The 18,616-nt window shown below is 47.8% G+C and carries 17 protein-coding genes and 1 pseudogene; 11 read left to right on the top strand and 7 right to left on the bottom strand.

Annotated features, from left to right (window positions below; translation table 11 throughout):
* The first annotated feature begins 55 nt into the window (after nt 1-55).
* The 4 genes from HMPREF2608_RS10055 to HMPREF2608_RS10040 are packed head-to-tail and all read left to right on the top strand — an operon-like array spanning nt 56 to nt 2,700.
* Nucleotides 56-829 carry a Rossmann-fold NAD(P)-binding domain-containing protein gene (locus HMPREF2608_RS10055; RefSeq protein WP_049332491.1) on the top strand — a complete coding sequence of 258 codons (774 nt, stop codon included), beginning with the start codon at nt 56-58 and terminating at the stop codon, nt 827-829.
* 50 nt (nt 830-879) lie between these two features.
* Complete coding sequence (locus HMPREF2608_RS10050) at nt 880-1,452, top strand: ubiquinone biosynthesis accessory factor UbiJ (protein WP_070826924.1); 573 nt, start codon at nt 880-882, stop codon at nt 1,450-1,452.
* A gap of 27 nt (nt 1,453-1,479) precedes the next feature.
* Nucleotides 1,480-2,370, top strand: coding sequence for an NAD(+) kinase (locus tag HMPREF2608_RS10045; RefSeq protein ID WP_039863638.1), 891 nt, complete (start codon nt 1,480-1,482; stop codon nt 2,368-2,370).
* Nucleotides 2,371-2,394: 24 nt separating this feature from the next.
* Complete coding sequence (locus HMPREF2608_RS10040; RefSeq protein ID WP_070585645.1) at nt 2,395-2,700, top strand: hypothetical protein; 306 nt, start codon at nt 2,395-2,397, stop codon at nt 2,698-2,700.
* 98 nt (nt 2,701-2,798) lie between these two features.
* Here the strand turns inward: HMPREF2608_RS10040 and HMPREF2608_RS10035 are convergent, their stop codons facing one another.
* The 7 genes from HMPREF2608_RS10035 to HMPREF2608_RS10005 all read right to left on the bottom strand — a co-directional run bounded on the left by HMPREF2608_RS10035 (nt 2,799) and on the right by HMPREF2608_RS10005 (nt 10,148).
* Entirely contained in the window at nt 2,799-3,932 is a 1,134-nt protein-coding gene (locus HMPREF2608_RS10035; protein WP_070826923.1) for an AAA family ATPase, read from the bottom strand.
* A 32-nt stretch (nt 3,933-3,964) separates the two neighbouring features.
* Entirely contained in the window at nt 3,965-4,771 is an 807-nt protein-coding gene (locus tag HMPREF2608_RS10030; protein ID WP_070826922.1) for an RNA ligase family protein, read from the bottom strand.
* A 55-nt stretch (nt 4,772-4,826) separates the two neighbouring features.
* The gene (locus HMPREF2608_RS10025) at nt 4,827-6,128 is read right to left on the bottom strand and encodes a polyamine export protein PaeA (RefSeq protein WP_070826921.1); all 1,302 of its coding nucleotides are present in this window, start codon (nt 6,126-6,128) and stop codon (nt 4,827-4,829) included.
* Between the two features lie 184 nt (nt 6,129-6,312).
* Complete coding sequence (locus tag HMPREF2608_RS10020; RefSeq protein ID WP_283122312.1) at nt 6,313-6,738, bottom strand: low molecular weight protein tyrosine phosphatase family protein; 426 nt, start codon at nt 6,736-6,738, stop codon at nt 6,313-6,315.
* Nucleotides 6,710-6,925 (bottom strand): hypothetical protein, encoded by a 216-nt coding sequence (locus HMPREF2608_RS10015; protein WP_003679777.1) that lies wholly within the window; start codon nt 6,923-6,925, stop codon nt 6,710-6,712. Before HMPREF2608_RS10015 ends, HMPREF2608_RS10020 begins: the two co-directional genes overlap by 29 nt.
* A gap of 186 nt (nt 6,926-7,111) precedes the next feature.
* Nucleotides 7,112-8,419 (bottom strand): replication-associated recombination protein A, encoded by a 1,308-nt coding sequence (locus HMPREF2608_RS10010; RefSeq protein ID WP_070826918.1) that lies wholly within the window; start codon nt 8,417-8,419, stop codon nt 7,112-7,114.
* A 226-nt stretch (nt 8,420-8,645) separates the two neighbouring features.
* Nucleotides 8,646-10,148 (bottom strand): EpsG family protein, encoded by a 1,503-nt coding sequence (locus HMPREF2608_RS10005; RefSeq protein WP_070826916.1) that lies wholly within the window; start codon nt 10,146-10,148, stop codon nt 8,646-8,648.
* Nucleotides 10,149-10,298: 150 nt separating this feature from the next.
* Here HMPREF2608_RS10005 and HMPREF2608_RS10000 point away from each other — a divergent pair, with 150 nt between their 5' ends.
* From HMPREF2608_RS10000 to HMPREF2608_RS09975, 7 genes and pseudogenes are all read left to right on the top strand, one after another.
* Nucleotides 10,299-10,670 carry a hypothetical protein gene (locus HMPREF2608_RS10000; protein WP_070827040.1) on the top strand — a complete coding sequence of 124 codons (372 nt, stop codon included), beginning with the start codon at nt 10,299-10,301 and terminating at the stop codon, nt 10,668-10,670.
* Between the two features lie 143 nt (nt 10,671-10,813).
* Nucleotides 10,814-12,223: a threonine synthase gene (gene thrC / locus HMPREF2608_RS09995; protein ID WP_070826914.1), complete on the top strand. Its 1,410-nt coding sequence runs from the start codon at nt 10,814-10,816 to the stop codon at nt 12,221-12,223.
* Between the two features lie 228 nt (nt 12,224-12,451).
* Complete coding sequence (msbA, locus tag HMPREF2608_RS09990; RefSeq protein ID WP_070826913.1) at nt 12,452-14,218, top strand: lipid A export permease/ATP-binding protein MsbA; 1,767 nt, start codon at nt 12,452-12,454, stop codon at nt 14,216-14,218.
* Nucleotides 14,219-14,303: 85 nt separating this feature from the next.
* Entirely contained in the window at nt 14,304-15,080 is a 777-nt protein-coding gene (locus HMPREF2608_RS09985; protein WP_070826912.1) for a ferredoxin--NADP reductase, read from the top strand.
* A 72-nt stretch (nt 15,081-15,152) separates the two neighbouring features.
* Nucleotides 15,153-15,845, top strand: a pseudogene (locus tag HMPREF2608_RS11695) (uroporphyrinogen-III synthase); the annotation flags it as partial.
* A gap of 159 nt (nt 15,846-16,004) precedes the next feature.
* Complete coding sequence (locus tag HMPREF2608_RS11690) at nt 16,005-17,276, top strand: uroporphyrinogen-III C-methyltransferase (protein WP_283122319.1); 1,272 nt, start codon at nt 16,005-16,007, stop codon at nt 17,274-17,276.
* Nucleotides 17,273-18,496, top strand: a complete 1,224-nt coding sequence (locus tag HMPREF2608_RS09975; RefSeq protein ID WP_070826909.1) for a heme biosynthesis protein HemY — start codon at nt 17,273-17,275, stop codon at nt 18,494-18,496. The genes HMPREF2608_RS11690 and HMPREF2608_RS09975 overlap by 4 nt, the downstream gene beginning before the upstream one ends.
* Nucleotides 18,497-18,616: the final 120 nt, after the last annotated feature.

Below are 18,616 nucleotides of genomic sequence, written 5' to 3'. Positions count from 1 at the left end.
TTAACCAAGTTAAAGCTATTTTCAGACGGCCTGTTAATTTTCGGATGCTTTATTTATGCACCTTCCCGATATTTCCATTCTCGGCTTAGGCTATCTCGGCCTACCGCTAGCGCAAAAATGTTATGAACAAGGCAGTCAGGTAGCCGCCATCAAACGCAACCTGACCTCCGACGACATCAATCTGCCGATTGAACTCGACATCATCGATTTAAACCAAAACGATATTTTTCACAGTTCGACTTTATGGCAAAACCATATCAACAAGCCGGCATGGTTCTGCCTGCTTCCGCCTTCGTCATTAAACCATTACGCCGATACCCTGAAAAAATGGATTCAACTTGCCGAGCAATCTAAGGTACAACACATCATCTTTACCAGCAGCACCAGCGTGTATGGCGACCAAGCACGCATATGCGATGAAACCACGCCGCCCGATCCGCAAGCCGAATCCGCCCGTCAAATCCTCGCAATCGAGCAAGCCTTATTTGAAAGCGCCGTCCCCCATATCGACATACTGCGACTGGGCGGACTTTATTCTGCCGACCGTCATCCCGTTACCAAGCTGGTTCAAAAAACACGCATTCAAGGCGGCAATCAACCCGTCAATATTCTTCATAAAGACTTGGCCGTCCAAGTCCTTTTTCAGACGGCCTGCCAAGCTGACGGCAAGCGTATCCGCAATATTGTCGAACCCCGTCACCCAAGCCGGGCTGAATTTTATACTGCCGAAGCGGCCAAACTCGGGCTGCCGGCTCCTGATTTCATCGTTGATGACAAAAGCAACGGCAAAATTGTAAATACCGTTTGCGCAGACGGGCTAAGCCTGTAAAATTGCGACTCAACCCATTAATCCGTTTCAGACGGCATTTAGAGTAAACCATGTCCGCCCTATTTCCCCTTATCAACCACCTGATACAGCAAAATCCAGAGCAACAGCGCGAGCTGTCTGAATTTGCAGGCAGTATCATCTGCATCAGCCTAACCGGTTTCAGACTGACCGGACGCATCAGCGAACAAGGTCTTCTTGAAACCGCACACGAAACCGCCGACACCAACATCACATTCCACAACAGCGCCATCCAAAAAATCCTCCAAGGCGGTCAGCCCGGCGTGGGCGACATCAGCCTCGAAGGCGACTTGGTATTGGGTATGTCCGTCCTTCCTATTTTGGGTGGACTGCGCTATTATCCGAGCGAAGATTTGGCGCGTGTATTCGGCCATGTGGCCGCAGAAAGCATCAGTTCGCGCGCCGGCGACATCGGCCGCACCATGAAAAAAATCGGCAAAAGCATTGCCGAGCAAATCAGCGACTTTTCACGCGAACCCGAATCCCCTGTTATCGACCAAGCCACGCTTGCCGCATGGTTGGAAGAAGTGGACAAACTGCGTGACGACGTTGCCCGCCTAAACGAACGCCTCGACCGCCTCGAGCGCGATATCTGGATAGATTAGACACTTAATTTCAGACGGCCTACTATCATGAAAAGCCCATTTAAAAACATCGGTATCGTTACACGTCCCAATACGCCCGAAATTCAAGATACCGTCCACACATTGGTTTCTTTTCTGCGCGAAAACGGCTTTACCATCTATCTAGATGAATTGAGCGTAGAAGAACACTGCGTCTATATCCAAGATTCCGCATACTGCGAAACCGTAAACAAAGCCCAGCTGGGCAAATACTGCGACCTCGTTGTTGTACTCGGCGGCGACGGCACCTTCCTCTCCGCCGCCCGCGAAGTCGCCCCGCGCGCCGTCCCCATCATCGGCATCAATCAAGGCCACTTGGGCTTTCTTACCCAAATCTCACGCGACACCATGGTTGAGGGCATCCGCCCCGTACTGGAAGGCAAATATCTGCCTGAAGAGCGCATCCTCATTGAAGCCAGCATCATTCGTGACGGCGAAACCATCGAACGCGCCCTCGCCCTCAACGACACCGTACTGTCTCGTGGTGGCGCAGGTCAAATGATTGAATTTGAAGTATTTATCAATCAAGAATTTGTCTATACCCAACGTTCGGACGGTCTGATTATTTCCACGCCGACAGGTTCGACTGCCTACGCGCTTGCCGCCGGCGGCCCCATCATGCAAGCCGGCCTGCACGCCTTCACGCTTGTGCCTATCTGCCCGCAATCCATGACCAACCGCCCGATTGCCATCTCCGACACCAGCGTGATCGAAATCCTCATTACCAAAAGCGGCGACGCACGCGCACACTTTGACGGACAATCCCATATCGACGTGCAAAACTTCGACCGCATCATCATCCGCCGCTATCACAACCCCTTGCGTGTCCTCCATCCCACCGATTACCAATACTTCAAAACCCTGCGCCAAAAGCTGCATTGGGGCGAACAATTGATTTAAACAACTTCAATAAACAGGCTTACCATGAAAACCATTTCAAAAACCTTAATCATCGCGCTGTGTGCCCTTTCCTCCCTCTCCGTCTCCGCACACGGCATGCATAAAAGCAAACCCTTGTCCTTTGAAGAGTTACCGAAAATCTGTCAGCAATACTTTACCCGCGCAGATGCGTGTTACCAAAAAGCAGGAGATAAAGCATCGTTCCAACGCGACAACACAAAATACCTGCGCCAAATCCTACCTGCCGCCGATGTAGGCCAACGTGAACGCATGTGCCAAATTGCCATGGATACATTCGCTGAAAAAACAAAAAACTTGAGCTGCGAATAAAGACCTTTGTCTTAGCTCTAGCAATTTCTGATTCCATACAAAGGCCGTCTGAAACATTGGATTGTTTCAGACGGCCTAATTACAAGATTCTTACTTTCTTAAGAAGAAACCACAAAATTCACTATATGCGCTTCACTGTAATCAGGGATTTCCAGCTTTTCTATCATGCGGTGTAACACATCATTCGGCACAGAATGTTCGCGGTTACGGTTTTGCGATAGTAATTGCGTGTAAGGAACTTCCAAATAAATGAGATGCACGCGTGCGCCGTAATCGGCAAACATCGGCAGCCATTTGCTGCGCAGGTCGCGGTTAAGATTGGTCGCATTAAAGACAAATGACGTACGGGCTCGCAGGTATTCTTTTGCCTGCTCTTTACCCAAACGCACTGCTTCGGCGGTATGTTTGGAATCTGCAGGATTGAGTTTGCGTTCACGGCGAATCTCATCCAGCGATAGCATGGGCAGATGGGCAAGATGTTGCCTGATGTAACTGTCTTTACCGCTACCTGCTATGGCACACATGGCATACACATCAAAGGTTCGATCATCAAATGGCTGATAATCCGGCATTTCACTACGGCCGTTAAGATAGAGATAGCGTCCGTAGTCGCTGGCAAAAGTACGAGCCTTACCCCAACAAACATTTTCTTCACAGAGTTCACGAAACAAATCAATGCGCAGCAAAATATCCTGTTGGTCGCAACATACACGACCCAGTACATCAGCTTTAGCAAGCATGGCAAGATGTGCAGTGTTGACCTGCAAACTGGCAGCTATGACGGCTCGCTCAGGATTAGGCTTGTTAATCGCCCATAAGGGCAATCCGTGCAAGCGCACGAGTTTGGCGATTACTTCTCTTACGGCAAACGAAGCGGCAAGTTCGGTATACAGCAAAGTACGGGCGGTATGCTCGCCTTTTTTTGCGTGATGCGGCGAGACAATCCGCTCTTTGCCGTTTTCAATTTCACGCTTGGTCGTACTGCGTTTTTCCACATCATGCAGCATGGCGGCAGCAAACAGAATATGCTGCTCCTGTTCATCAAGCGCTTGAAACTCGGGCAGTTGTAAAAGGGCTTCGCACACCATTTTGGTATGCGTAAATACGTCGCCTTCGGCATGCCACTCAGGGTCTTGCGGAACGTCCTTCATATCGGCAAACCAACTGAAACGACGTTCTAAGGCTTGCCAATCAGGAAGTTGGCCGGGTATGTAATATGGAAATGTCCACATAATTGTCTTTCTTATTATTGGATCATTGGACTTCAGGCCGTCTGAAACTGCCAGCTTTGCCAATGGTATTTGTCGTAATCGATAAGACGAGCAGGCTTCCAAGTTTTCGTCCAATGAACGTCGGTTTTAACATGTTTGGCTCGTACCAATTTGAAAAGATTGTCGAATTCATTGGATTGAACAGGCAGGTTGCCGTTGTTGGTGGCAAAATCAGCGGCGTTCCGGATAACGAAACCTTCACTGCACGCTGCTCCTGTGTTCGGATCATAGCCGCCAAGCTTGCCTGCAGTTTGTACGCTGTCCGTCCACGGCTCTCCCAAATTGGCGGCAAGCCATTGCGCTAAAGCAAGATCTTCATTGGCGTATTTTTGAGTGAAATCTGCAAGCGGCTGGATAATGGGGATTTCTGGCACAGTCGGGAAATCAAACAGCTGCGCATAAAATTTAACCTCTTCCCATGAAAGCCAATGTCCGCCACGGCGGACTGCAAACAGGTAAAAATAGCTTTCCAGTTGCGAATAGGCAATCGAATGAATGCCATACATATTCTCGCCAAAAAGTTCCAGATCGCCTAAATCATCTTTGATTTGCTGCCATCGTTGCAGCAAAGGTTTATCCCACGGGTGCTGGGTAGGCGCAGCATGACTACGGGCATAGAGGCCGTGCGCGGCAAAGCAGTTATTTTGCCCATCTAATTTTTCGGTTAAAACCAACTTCGGCAGCTCGGCAAAATATGAAAGAAAGCCGCGCGGCATAAAGCGGTCGTCTGAAGTCGTGCCTAGGCTGATGGGCGCGTGTAGGCTGCGAGCGTATTTTTGAGGTTCAGTTGTCGTCATAATATTTTTCCTTTTTATTCATTTTTTAATTTTCTTTTCAAGTATTCCCAGCGACTTGTTATATCTTCCCCACCATATTTCCTTGCTTGGAAACCAAAAGTTGGTCGATTTTCAAGTTTTCGGTATCGATGATTTCAAACTTATAACCGGCATAAACCAAAAAATCCGTACGCTTCGGGATTTTGCGCAGGGAATACATCATAAAGCCGGCGATGGTTTCGTAGTTTTCCGAATTGGGAAACTCTTCAATATCCAGTGCGCGCATGACATCGGTAAGCGGCGTGGCACCGTCCACCAACCATGTATCTTCGGTACGGCGGATGATTTGCGGCTCTTCTTCGGTATTAACCAGCTCGCCCATCACAATGCTCATCACATCTTTCAGCGTTACCACGCCGACCACCAGCGCGTATTCGTTCACCACTACGGCAAAGTCTTCGCCGGAAGTCTTGAAGGTTTCCAAGACATCGTAAAGCGACAGCGTGTCGGGAATGAACAAGGCTTTACGCAACACGCGCTTGTCGGTCAGGCGGACGTCTTTTTCTTTTAAAAATAAAGTCAGCAGCGTATGCGATTCGATATAGCCGATGACGCGCTCCAAGTCGCCGTCACACACGAGGAATTTGTTGTGCGGTTTGTCCGACATCATTTCCAACACGGTATCGCTGCCGTCGTTTTTATCGAAATAGGCGATGTATTCGCGCGTGCTCATGGTGGAAGTGACCGTACGCTCCTGCATATCGAAAATGTTTTCAATCAGATAGTGCTCTTGTTCTTTCAATACACCAGCCTGTGCACCAGCATCAACAACGGCATAAATATCTTCCGAGGTCAGCTGCTCCTGACGGACGGTTGAGATTTTGAAGAGTTTGAATATTGCGTTTGCCAACCCGTCAAAAACCCAGACAAGGGGTTTTAAGATAAAAATCAGAAACATCATCGGACGCACAATGCGTACCGCCACCGCTTCGGGATGGGTCATTGCCATACGCTTGGGCATCAGGTCGGCAATTAAAATAAAGCTGCCTGTAACCAGCGAGAAAGTCAGTAAAGAGGCAACTGTGCTGCCCCAACTGCCTGCGTTCTCCAACAGCTTGCCAAAATACGGACGTATTGCCGCCTCGCCGACAATACCGGCAAGAATGGCGACGGCGTTCAATCCGATTTGGACGACAGTAATAAAACTGCCTGGCTGCTGCTGCATATTGATTACGTCAAGCGCGCGCGTATCGCCGCCGTCTTTCGCCATGACCTGCAATTTGATTTTGCGTGCCGAAGCCAGCGCGAGTTCGGAACAGGACACAAACGCGCTAATAACAATCAGCAGGCACAATAATAGTAAGGCTTCAAAAATATTCATGAAAATGTGTGTGTGTATGGTATAGGTTAAAAATATTCAAACAGCAAAGGCCGTCTGAAAAATTCAATTTGATCTTAGATTTGCGTTTTATTTGTCAGTGATGCGTGAAGCAAATGATGGTATTGAAATAAATTTTACTTAAAAGTAAGTCATATTTTTTCAGATAATCTTGCGGAAAACCTCATTATTTATACAGATAAGGCACGACACTTACCTTCAATATTTCTATCAACTCTTCATCCATGTATCTGTAATCATCAGGAATATCTAAAACAATCATTTCCTTATATTGCAAAGCACGGGGAAACTGTGCCAGCAGACGGCTCTTATGTTTTTGTTCCATCACGAAAATCTTATCCGCCCATGCGATGTCGTCTATGGAAACAGTATGCCGCGCATTGGGGCTGGTCCCTGCAGAACGTGCCTGTACATTTGGATAACGTCGAAATACGGTTTCAGCGGTAGGACTGCGCCATTGGTTACGACTACAAATAAAAAGTGCATTCATAAAAATTAAAAAAGGCGGAAAATATCCGCCTTGTAAAAACCATCTCGATTGAATCGAAAATGTATCTTTTGAGTTAGTCAAACCATTCAGCATCAAATTCATGCTGTCTGAACGGATAAATAAAACCCAATTTTTGTGCACGTTTGATTTTATTGCTGCGGAGATATATCAAATCCCACTTTTTTTCAGGTTTATATTTCAAAGGATTTTTGCCATGTACACGATGACTGGGGCGTTGCTCTTGATGTCGTCGCCATGCACGGCTACGACTTTGATCTAAATTGTCCATTATCTGCTTTCTAATTTTGTTTCGGAAATCGGGTTCAGCAGCCGCGATTTTTATGTATTCGATTATTCGGCAAGAAAATAGGGTAACAAAATTATAGCGAAACTGAAGATATAATGCCAATATTAAACAATTTATTAGGCTCAAAATAGCCAAAGGCCGTCTGAAACTTGAGACACATTTATTGTTTTAATCATCCAGCGCATCTTCATCCAAGGATTTCAACCATTTCAGCTTTTCGCCAATTTTGATTTCCAGCCCGCGAGGGACAGGTTGATAGAAATCAGGTTCGTACAAGCCGTCGGGCATATAGCTTTCTCCAGCGGCGTAGGCATTGGGCTCGTCATGGGCATAGCGGTATTCGCGTCCGTAGCCCAATTCTTTCATCAACTTGGTCGGCGCATTGCGCAGGTGGACGGGCACTTCGTCGCTGGCATTTTCTTTGACGAAACGGCGCATTTGGTTGTATGCCTTATAACCTGCATTGGATTTGGCGGCGGCGGCAAGGTACAACACGGCTTGCGCCAAAGCAAGCTCCCCTTCTGGCGAACCTAAACGCTCATAGGTAGCGGCGGCATCATTGGCAATCGTTAAGGCGCGCGGGTCGGCAAGTCCGATGTCCTCCCACGCCATGCGCACGATGCGGCGGGCGAGGTAGCGCGGGTCGGTGCCGCCATCGAGCATACGGCAGAACCAATACAGCGCGGCATTCGGATGCGAACCACGCACGGATTTGTGCAGGGCGGAGATTTGGTTGTAGAAACTCTCGCCGCCTTTGTCGAAACGGCGGATTTGCGCCCCGAGACTGTCGGCGAGAAATTCGGCAGTTAATTTTTTCAGACGACGTGTGTCGGCGGCGCGTAAAAGTTGTTCTAATAAATTCAACAATCTGCGCGCATCGCCGTCGGCGGTATTGACGAGCAGCTCCTGCGCATCGGCTTCAATCGTGAAATCTCGGTATTCAGGCAAAGCCAATACTTTGGTAATCAGCTTCTTCAGGTCGTCTGAAGACAAGGATTGCAAGACATACACCTGCGCCCTGCTAAGTAAAGCCGGATTGACTTCAAATGACGGGTTTTCCGTGGTGGCGCCGATAAAGGTTAATAAGCCGCTTTCGACATAAGGCAAAAATGCGTCCTGCTGCGCTTTGTTGAAGCGGTGTACCTCGTCAACAAACAAAATCGTCGCGCGCCCTTGCTGCAAGGCAATTTCGGCCTTGTCGATTGCCTCGCGTATGTCTTTCACGCCGGAGAATACGGCGGAAACAGGCAGAAACTGGGCATTGAAACTCTGCGCCAAAATCCGCGCCAACGTCGTCTTGCCCACGCCCGGCGGCCCCCACAGCAACATAGAATGCGGCTTCCCGCCTTCCACCGCCACGCGCAAAGGTTTACCTTCGCCGATTAAGTGCTGCTGCCCGATGACATCGTCTAAAGAATGCGGGCGCAGGCGTTCGGCAAGCGGCGCATCAGGTTGGCGGGTAAAGAGGTCGGACATGGCGGTTTCCGTGAAAGAGGGTTTTCAGACGACGTGGATTATAGCAGGTCGTCTGAAAACGGACGGATGGTAAAGGAAATAATAAAGACAGGATACATCACAACCGTCATTCCCGCGCAGGCGGGAATCCACTTGTGAATTTCAGTTAATTGATTTTTATGGCTTTGCTTATCCTCAAAGATGGATTCCCGCCTGCGCGGGAATGACGGCATAGGTTTGCCATAACCTACTGGCAGATTTTTTTGTCCGTGTATCCTATATCAGGATGACCATCCTTGTTTCTTGGCGAATCATGATTACAGCTGCCGTAATGAATCTGGATTGACATATTTTTTGCATTGGATTGTATCGGCAGGATAGGTTGGACATTGAAATTATTCAAGCCGGCATTGGATTGGGCGTTAAGGTCATTTTTGAATCTAACGTCCGTATTAATATCAATTGCTGGATTGTCATGACCGGTATTGTCAGGATTACTGTCGTCATTGCCATCAGTATCGGTACTGATATAACTTTCCGGCATGATTTGCAAGGCTTTTCCGCTGATGACGATACATTCTTTACGTAATTGTTCTTTTTTTCTATTTCTTTCTTTTTGTTGTTCTTCTTTGGTGTCATCAACAGTTAGGGTATTGTCAACAGTTGGCGGACAGAAAACTTTAGTATCGCCCAAATTCCATGCCATGTAGCCGAATAGGGCGTTATTACGTTGTTCAAAGTGCGGGGAACAGTCAATGTCTTTTTCTTTTTTTTCTGTTTCCGAAAGCGCAGAACATTTAAATTTTTGTTTTAATTTAAGCAAGTCATTTTTATCAATGCCGTTGGCTTCTTGAGAGCCGTTGTTTTGTTGGAAGTTGTTGTGCAGTAAATACCATGAAGAATCTGAGCGAAACTCAACATAATGTATAGGGTATAAAACTTTTGCTTTTTCGCTATAAAACATAAGGATAAGAATGATAAATGCATTAACAGGGAGACATGCAATAAAAAAAATTTTTTTTAATACTTTACTAGATAAATAAGCTATAAGACTAAATAAAAACGCAATAAAACAGAAGACTACGAAGTTCGAAAATGAAAAAGATATTATATTCAAGAATATTAAAATTAAATATATTATTGCAAAAAGTACAATTATAATAGACCATCCTTCTAGTTTATATGATGGAATATCATTTTTAATACCTTCTGGATTTGCTAAACAAAATATAAAGTAAAGTAATGCATAAATTATAAGGAAAATTATTCCAAAAGAAATAGATATTGTTAATAAATTTGCTGCATTCGCTATTACATCAGGGAAAATACTTAACTGACCTATATTAAGAAGATAAGAATATATAGTAATTCCACCAATAAATATTCCATATACTGAAAAAATACCTAATAATTTGCTGATGATTTTCAAATAATCAGACAGTTTTCTTTGCTCTTTTGGTTGCTCAACTGTATCAGCTTGTTTCATTTCTTCTTGTTTTGCAGCATCATTGTTTTCTGCGGCATTTTCATCTGCCTTATTTGAGTTTTTATTTTCGCTTGCGCACATCCATTCCGTAATCTTTTTAAAAAATTTACATAAGCATGTTGATTCATCTGTATTCTGTACATCATCTTTTGATTCAGGCTGTTTATTTTCAGCAGTATGCTCTGAATGCTCTTGAATACCTTCGTCAGCCATTTTCTCTTGATTCTCTTTAGGGTTTTGCGTGTTTTCGTTTGAGTTAGCCATTGATCAATCCTCTATTTTCCCAAAAAAAAACGGATTATACCCCGACTTTCCCCAATCCCCCATCTCACGCCGCTTACGGTATAATACGCGTTTGTTTAAAGACTTTGCGGGGCGTTTCAGACGACCTTGCGGCAAGGGATGGCTATGAATATGAAAAAGATTGTTGCCGTTGCTTCTGTGGCGGCGTTGTTGGGCGGTTGCGCTTATGATTCTGACTCGGCGTTCGGCGGTTTGGGCGGCGGTACGGGTATCGGCGGCAGCGTGGTGAAAATGGCGGTCGATCACCAGTGCCGTTCGGAGTTGAACAAGCGCAATGAGTGGCGTTTGGTTGCGCTGACGATGAGCGCGGAAAAACAGCGCGAGTGGGAAGATAAAATCTGCGGCTGCGCGAGCGAGGAGGCGCCGAATCAGGTGTCCGCACAAGAGTTGATGGATGTTTTGAATCCTTCTTCGCGCGATCGGGCGATTGCGTCGGTAACGGTGAAAACCGTCAATGCTTGTTTCAAGCGTTTGTATAGATAATGTTTTTCAGACGAACTCTGTGTATCGGGGTTGTCTGAAAGTTTATAGTGGATTAAGGTCAGGATAGGGCGGCTTGCGGGATGGTTCGCAGGCGGGTTTCCTGTTTTGACCGGCAATATTTTTGTTTTTATAGAGAAGAAATCATGAAATACATCAGCACCCGCGGTGCAACCGCACGCAAGCAATTCAGCGAAGTTTTATTGATGGGTTTGGCTCCTGACGGCGGTTTGATGCTACCTGAGCAATACCCTCAAATCGACCGTGCTACTTTAGACCAATGGCGCACACTCAGCTATCCTGAGCTGGCGTTTGAAGTCATGAGCCTGTTTGCCACCGACATCCCTGCTGATGATTTACGCGACATCATCAACCGCACCTACACCGAAGAAGTATTCGGCACCAAAGCCATTACTCCGGTGCGTACACTTTCAGACGGCATCAAAATTCAAGCCCTCTCCAACGGCCCGACTTTGGCATTCAAAGACATGGCCATGCAATTCTTGGGCAATGCGTTTGAATATGTATTGAACAAAGAAGGCAAAGAACTCAATATTTTAGGCGCTACCAGCGGCGACACCGGCTCTGCCGCCGAATATGCCCTGCGCGGTAAAAAAAGCGTCAATGTCTTCATGCTGTCTCCGGAAGGCAAAATGAGCGCATTCCAACGCGCGCAAATGTTCAGCCTGCAAGATGCCAACATCCACAACATCGCCGTTGAAGGCATGTTTGACGACTGCCAAGACATTGTCAAAGCCGTACAAAACGATGCCGAATTCAAAGCCAAATACCACATCGGCACTGTCAACTCCATCAACTGGGGCCGTATCGTCGCCCAAGTCGTGTACTACTTCGCCGGTTATTTCAATGCCACTTCGAGCAATGACGAAAAAGTCAGCTTCTGCGTGCCAAGCGGCAACTTCGGCAATGTCTGTGCCGGACATATCGCTCGTCAAATGGGCCTGCCTATTCACCGCTTGATTGTCGCCACCAATGAAAACGACGTATTGGACGAATTTTTCAAAACCGGCGCATACCGCCCGCGCAACAGCGAACACACCCACGTTACTTCCAGCCCGTCTATGGATATTTCCAAAGCCTCCAACTTCGAGCGTTTTGTATTTGACCTGATGGACCGCGATGCAGACGAAATCAAAACCTTATGGGCTGAAGTAGGCTCCGGCAAAGGTTTCAATTTGGAATTTGTCTTAAACAAAGTACATCAACAATATGGCTTTGTTTCCGGCAAATCGACCCATGCCAACCGCCTTGCCACCATCAAACAGGTTTACAAACAAGACCGTGAATTGATTGATCCGCATACAGCCGATGGTGTCAAAGTAGCGCGTGAAGTACGCGAAACCGGCGAAACCATTGTCTGCCTCGAAACCGCATTGGCTGCCAAATTTGAAGCCACCATCCATGAAGCCGTCGGCGAAGTTTCCATCCCCCGCCCTGCCGCATTGGAAGGCTTGGAAAACCTGCCGCAACGTGTCCGTGTTGCCCCTAATAACGCAACGACAGTAAAAGACATCATTAAGGAAGCTTTGGCTTAACCGGTTGTCTTTGACGACTAAAAAGGCCGTCTGAAACTTTTTCAGACGGCCGCGACTGGTACTTGAGAAGTGGATAACATTATTGCCAATCCTACCTCATCACAGTCGTTCTTATTATAAAATCAAGGCGTTAAAACAATACCAACTCCTTTTGACTTTCAATTGCAAACATTGTAATGACAGATATTTTCGTTTAGAATTGCATGTTTGCTCTAAATCTGGATTGATATGCAGACAACACAAGCCACATCCAACTGGGAGCTGTACAAGCGTTTGCTTGGATATTTAAAAAGCTATTGGAAGATGTTTATCGTCTCCGTAGTGGCCATGCTGATTGTCGCCGGTACGATGCCGGCTTTCGGTTACTTGCTCAAACCTTTGATTAATGAAGGTTTTGTCGATAAAAACATGAAAAGCATGTCATGGTTGCCGCTGGCAATTGTGGCGCTGTTTTTCGTTCGCGGCCTGTTCAACTTCATTAATGAATATTGCACGACTTATCTGTCCAGCCACTTGGTGCAGCGCTTGCGCGGTGAAATGTTCAACAAAATGATGCACCTGCCGACTTCGTATTTCAGTAGCAATACCGGCGGCCGTCTGATGTCGCGCATTTTAAGCGACGTCAACCAAATTACCGATGCAGGATTTAACGTCATTACCGTGATCGCCAAAGACGGCGTGAGCGTGGTCGGCCTGTTGGGCTTACTGACTTATCTAAACTGGCGTTTGACCCTGATTACTTTTATTATTTTGCCGGTCGTCGCCGTATGTATCCAAACGGTCAGCAAACGCTTGCGCAAATTGTCTGCCAACAACCAAATTTATCTTGGCCAGCTGATGCAGGTTTTGGGCGAAAGCATTAATGGTGAACGCGTTGTAAAAATCTACGGCGGTCAGGATTATGAAAACCGCCGCTTCAACCGTATTGCCGACGATGTGCGCCGCAACCTGCTCAAACAGGTTTCCGCCAGCTCTGCCGGTACCGGCATTACGCAATTAATGGCTTCAGTTGCTCTGGCTGCAATTATTTACGCAGCAGCCCGCCAAGCAGGGCTTTCAGGATTTAGTGCAGGCGATTTTATGTCGTTTTTGTCTAGCATGATCATGATGTTTGACCCCATCAAACGCATGACCGGCGTGATGCAATCCCTGCAACGCGGTTTGGCGGCAGCTGAAAGTGTCTTCACCTTTTTGGATCAACCTGAAGAAAGCAACGAAGGCAAACAGATTCTCAGCCCAAACCCTGGCGATATCGAATTTTGCAATGTTGTACACCGCTATCCTGAAGCCGAACGCAACAGCTTGAACCACATCAACCTGCTTGTACCGCAAGGAAAAGTTACCGCATTGGTCGGCGCATCAGGCTGCGGTAAAACCACCTTGGCTAATATGTTGCCGCGCTTCCTTAATCCGGATGAAGGCAAGGTTTTGATTGGCGGCGTCAACATCAATGAATATACACTCGAAAGCCTGCGCAGCCGCATGGCTTTCGTCGGCCAAAACGTTGTCCTGTTTAATGGTACGATTGCTGAAAACATTGCCTATGCTCAAGCTGACAAATTCAGTGAAGAAGAAATTATCAATGCTGCAAAAGCCGCGAATGCTTGGGAATTTATCCAAAAAATGCCACAAGGCCTGCACACTGAAGTCGGCGAAAACGGTTTAAAACTGTCCGGCGGCCAACGTCAACGCCTCGCCATTGCGCGTGCACTTTTGAAAAATGCACCGATTTTGATTTTGGACGAAGCCACCAGCGCATTGGATAATGAATCTGAACGTTTGGTGCAAACCGCATTGGAAAATCTGATGCAAAACCGTACCACATTGGTGATTGCCCACCGACTTTCGACCATCGAAAAAGCCGACAATATTGTTGTCATGCACGAAGGCAATGTAGTCGAACAAGGTACTCATCATGAATTGATCAACGCAGGTGGACGCTATTCTGACCTGCACAGCCTCAGCGAAAAATCAGCCAAACCGGCAAGCAAATAGCTGAGCAGCACATTCCATTCTTTTTATTAACCTTGGCCGCCCCGACCTATCCTTTTCAGACGGCCTTATCCGACAGGAAATATCAATGGCAGCATTCAACACCCAGAAAGTCTTGTCCGTACACCACTGGACCGACGCTTACTTCACTTTCACCTGTACCCGTGACGAATCTTTGCGCTTTGAAAACGGCCAATTCGTCATGGTCGGCCTGATGGTAGACGGCAAACCGCTGATGCGCGCATACAGCGTGGCTTCCGCCAACTGGGAAGAGCATCTGGAATTTTTCAGTATTAAAGTACAAGACGGCCCATTGACCAGCCGCCTGCAACACCTTAAAGTCGGTGATGATGTCCTCATCAGTAAAAAACCGACCGGTACATTGGTTGCCGGCGACCTGAATCCGGGCAAACACCTCTACCTCTTGAGCACCGGTACCGGCATCGCCCCTTTCTTGAGCATTACCAAAGACCCTGAAATTTACGAGCAATTCGAAAAAATCATCTTGGTTCACGGCGTACGCTACAAAAAAGACTTGGCATACTACGACCGTTTTACCAAAGAATTACCCGAACACGAATACCTGGGCGACTTGGTTAAAGAAAAATTGATTTACTATCCGATTGTTTCACGCGAAGACTATGTACACCAAGGCCGTCTGACCGATTTGATGCGCAGCGGCAAACTCTTCGAAGACATCGGCCTGCCTAAAATCAATCCGCAAGACGACCGCGCCATGTTGTGCGGCAGCCCTGCTATGTTGAAAGACACCTGCAACGTCTTGGACGAATTCGGCCTGACCGTTTCTCCGAAAACCGGTGTCCGCGGCGACTACCTGATTGAGCGCGCATTCGTCGATCAATAACGTATCTCCGGCAACAGGCCGTCTGAAACCCTTCTTTCAGACGGCCTAAACCTTAATAATTTATCCCACATTATGCCTACTCTACTCATCATCCGTCCGTCCAACCGTCCGCAACAAGATATCCAAACCTGCCATGCAGCCGGTTGGCAGGCTCAGGTATTGAGTCCGATTGAAATAGAGGCGGATCGTTCGGCACTAAAAAAACTCCCCGAACAATTCAAGCAAGCCGATGTCGTGTTTTGGGTCAGCCCCACCGCTATTGAAACCGCAGCGCCGCACCTGAACTTTTCAGACGGCCCCAAAGCACACATTACCGTCGGCCAAACTAGCCAACATACTTTGGCACAATTCTCCCCCTATCCCGTATTCTCTCCCGAAGATGGCAACGACAGCGAAGCCGTCTTGAGAATGCCTATTTGGAAAAACCTGCCGCCCAACACCCGAGTTCTAATCATTCGAGGTCATGGCGGCCGTGATTTTCTGGCAGACAAACTGACCGAACTGGGTTTCCAAATCGACATCGCCGAAATCTATTTCAGACGGCCACACGCCATCGATTGGCAGCACTTTAAAACCGAAGACATCGCCGCCGCCTATATTACATCCGGCGAACTTGCGCGCGAATTTTTCCATCAGATTCCGCCGCAATTTTCCCGATTCTTCGAATCCTTGCTATACTTTACCCACCATCCGCGCATTGCCGATGCGCTTCGCATCGTCGGTGCTAAACATGTAGAAACCGTCACTTCTTTATCCGCTGCACTTTCATCCATGCCACAAAGGAGCCAAGTAGTGAACCCAGTCGAAGACAATAAAGATACCCAACAAGTTGCCAATACGGCAGCTCCGGCGCCTGAACGTTCTGAAAACACCAGGCCGTCTGAACAAAACAAACCTACCCAACCTCAGCGAGTGGAGGCGAGCATGCCCGAGTCCAACAATCTCCCACAAAACAATGCCCCTGTTATTATTAAACAATCCGGCAGCAAAGCCTTGGCCGCAGGTGCGATCGTCTTGGCACTGCTTGGCCTAGGCGCGAGCGGATTCCTGTTTGTACAGGGTCAAAATGTTTTAAAAAACCAAGAGCTCGAATTCAACCAAAAAATCGACAAAGCTGCGTTGGGCGAGTCTGAAAACGCCAGCCTTCTAAAAGACAACCTCAACCGCCAAACCGCTATTCAAGCCGAGTTAGACCGCCTGAACAACGGTCAAAAAAGCAATAGCGATCAAATCCTGCAAACGCAGAAAGCTTATCAAGAGCTGCTCAAAGGCCGTATCAACTGGCTGGTTGACGAAGCCGAATCCATGCTGAACACTGCTTCGCAACAATTGATGCTGTCAGGCAACCTTCAAGGCGCGGTCAGCGTATTGGAACACATTGACAGCCGCTTAAGCCGTTTTGAACAGCCTGAACTTATCCCTGTCAAGCAAGCCATCAGCAATGATTTGGCCGCGCTGAAAAACCGTCCTTATGTCGATATTTCCGCTACTGCCTTGCGTATCGACCGTCTGGAAACCGGTATTTCAGGCCTGCCTTTGGTTTTGGACGGCGTATTGAAACCGGGTGCCGCGCCTGTCGAAACCGCCAATTCAGGAACTTGGTGGGAAAACACATGGGAGAAATCCCTCAATGCCCTCAAAGGCTTGGTTGAAGTCCGTCATCTGGACAGCAACGATGCCATGTTGATTTCGCCCGAACAAACCTACTTCATCCGTGAAAACCTGCGCCTGCGCCTTTTGGATGCGCGCATTGCCCTGTTGCAACACAATGGCGAAGTGTATCAAAGCGATTTAAACAACGTTGAAGCAACTGTAAAACAATACTTCGACAGCAAATCCCCTGCTACGCAGTCATGGCTGAAAGAGTTGGCCGAACTCAAAGCCCTTGATGTCCGCATGATTTCAGACGACAGCCTGAAAGCCAGCTTGAGCGCCGTTCGCGCTTATCAAGAAGGTTCGCGTACACAAATGACGACCGAAGAAACTACGCAAACCCAAGCTGCCGAGAAAACCGCTTCCGCTCCGGCTGCAACTACCGAGCAAGCCACAACTGCCGCACCGGCTGCCGCTTCTGCCCCTCAGTCTTTAGAAGCACCTGCATTGCCGTCTGAAAACAAAAAAGAACCGGCCGCCGAAGCTGCCAAACCACAAAACCAAACCAAGCCTGCTGCCAAAATTAAAGGAGAGCAAGCATGAAAACCGTCGTTTGGATTGTCATTCTGTTTGCCGCCGCCGTCGGTTTAGCGTTGGCTTCCGGCATTTATACCGGCAACGTGTACGTCGTGGTTGAACAAACCATGCTGCGTATCAATCTGCATGCCTTTGTTTTAGGCCTGCTATTGAGCGTATTCGTCTTGTATTTCCTGATTAAATTTGTGTTCGGCCTCTTGAACATTCCGGCACGTATGCAACGCTTCGGCATCGCCCGCAAAGGCCGTCAGGCTTCTGCCTCTTTGAACAGCGCAGGTTTGGCATATTTTGAAGGCCGTTTTGAAAAAGCCGAACAAGAAGCCGCCAAAGTCTTGCATAATAAAGAAGCAGGCGACAACCGTACTCTGGCTTTGATGTTGGGTGCGCACGCGGCCGACCAAATGGAAAACTTCGAATTACGCGACCGCTATCTGCACGAAATCGAACAGCTGCCACAAAAACAACAGCTTTCCCGTCATCTTTTGCTGGCCGAATCTGCACTGGGCCGCCGCGATTATCCGACCGCCGCACAAAATCTTGAAGCCGCAGCCAAAATCAACGGCAACTTAAGCCGCCTGGTGCGCCTGCAATTGCGTTATGCCTTTGATCACGGCGATGCTTCAGATGTCTTGGCAAAAGCAGAAAAACTGGTCAAAGCCGGCGCCATCAACGATTACGAAGCAGAACAGTATCAAAACTGGGCATATCGCCGCCTCTTGAGCGAAGTAACCGATGCAGGCCGTCTGAAAGCCTGTTTGAAACAGATTCCCGAAAACGTGAAATCTGGCGAATTGTGCGTCGCGATAGCCGAAAAATACGAACGTTTGGGCTTGTATGCCGAAGCGGTCAAATGGGTAAAAACCCATTATCCGCAAAACCGCCAGCCCGAGCTTTTGGAAGCATTTGTCGAATCCGTTCGTTTCCTAAGCGAGCGCGACCAGCAAAAAGCTATCGATTTGGCAGATTCTTGGTTGCAGGAACAACCGGACAATGCGCTACTGTTGATGTATCTTGGCCAACTGGCTTACGGCCGTAAACTTTGGGGCAAAGCCCAAGGCTACCTCGAAGCCAGCATCGCCCTGCAACCCAGCGTATCCGCACATTTAGTCCTAGCGCGCGTGTTTGATGAAACCAATCAGCCGCAAAAAGCGCAAGAACAACGCAATCTGGTTTTGGAAAGCGTGGCTGAAGAAGAACATCCGGTAGCCCTTCCTCAACCCAATTGATGTGCTGATTTAGCATTAAGCGACAACATGAAATCTACAACAAAACCAACCATTTAATTATTTCAGACGACCTGAATAAACAACTAAGGCCGTCTGAACTTTGTTCCAACACACCAAATC

Source organism: Neisseria sp. HMSC064D07, from assembly GCF_001837185.1.
In the GTDB taxonomy this organism is placed as follows: Bacteria; Pseudomonadota; Gammaproteobacteria; order Burkholderiales; family Neisseriaceae; genus Neisseria; species Neisseria flavescens_C.
Note: the sequence above shows the minus strand (reverse complement) of the source record. Positions and strands in the feature narration are given on the sequence as shown.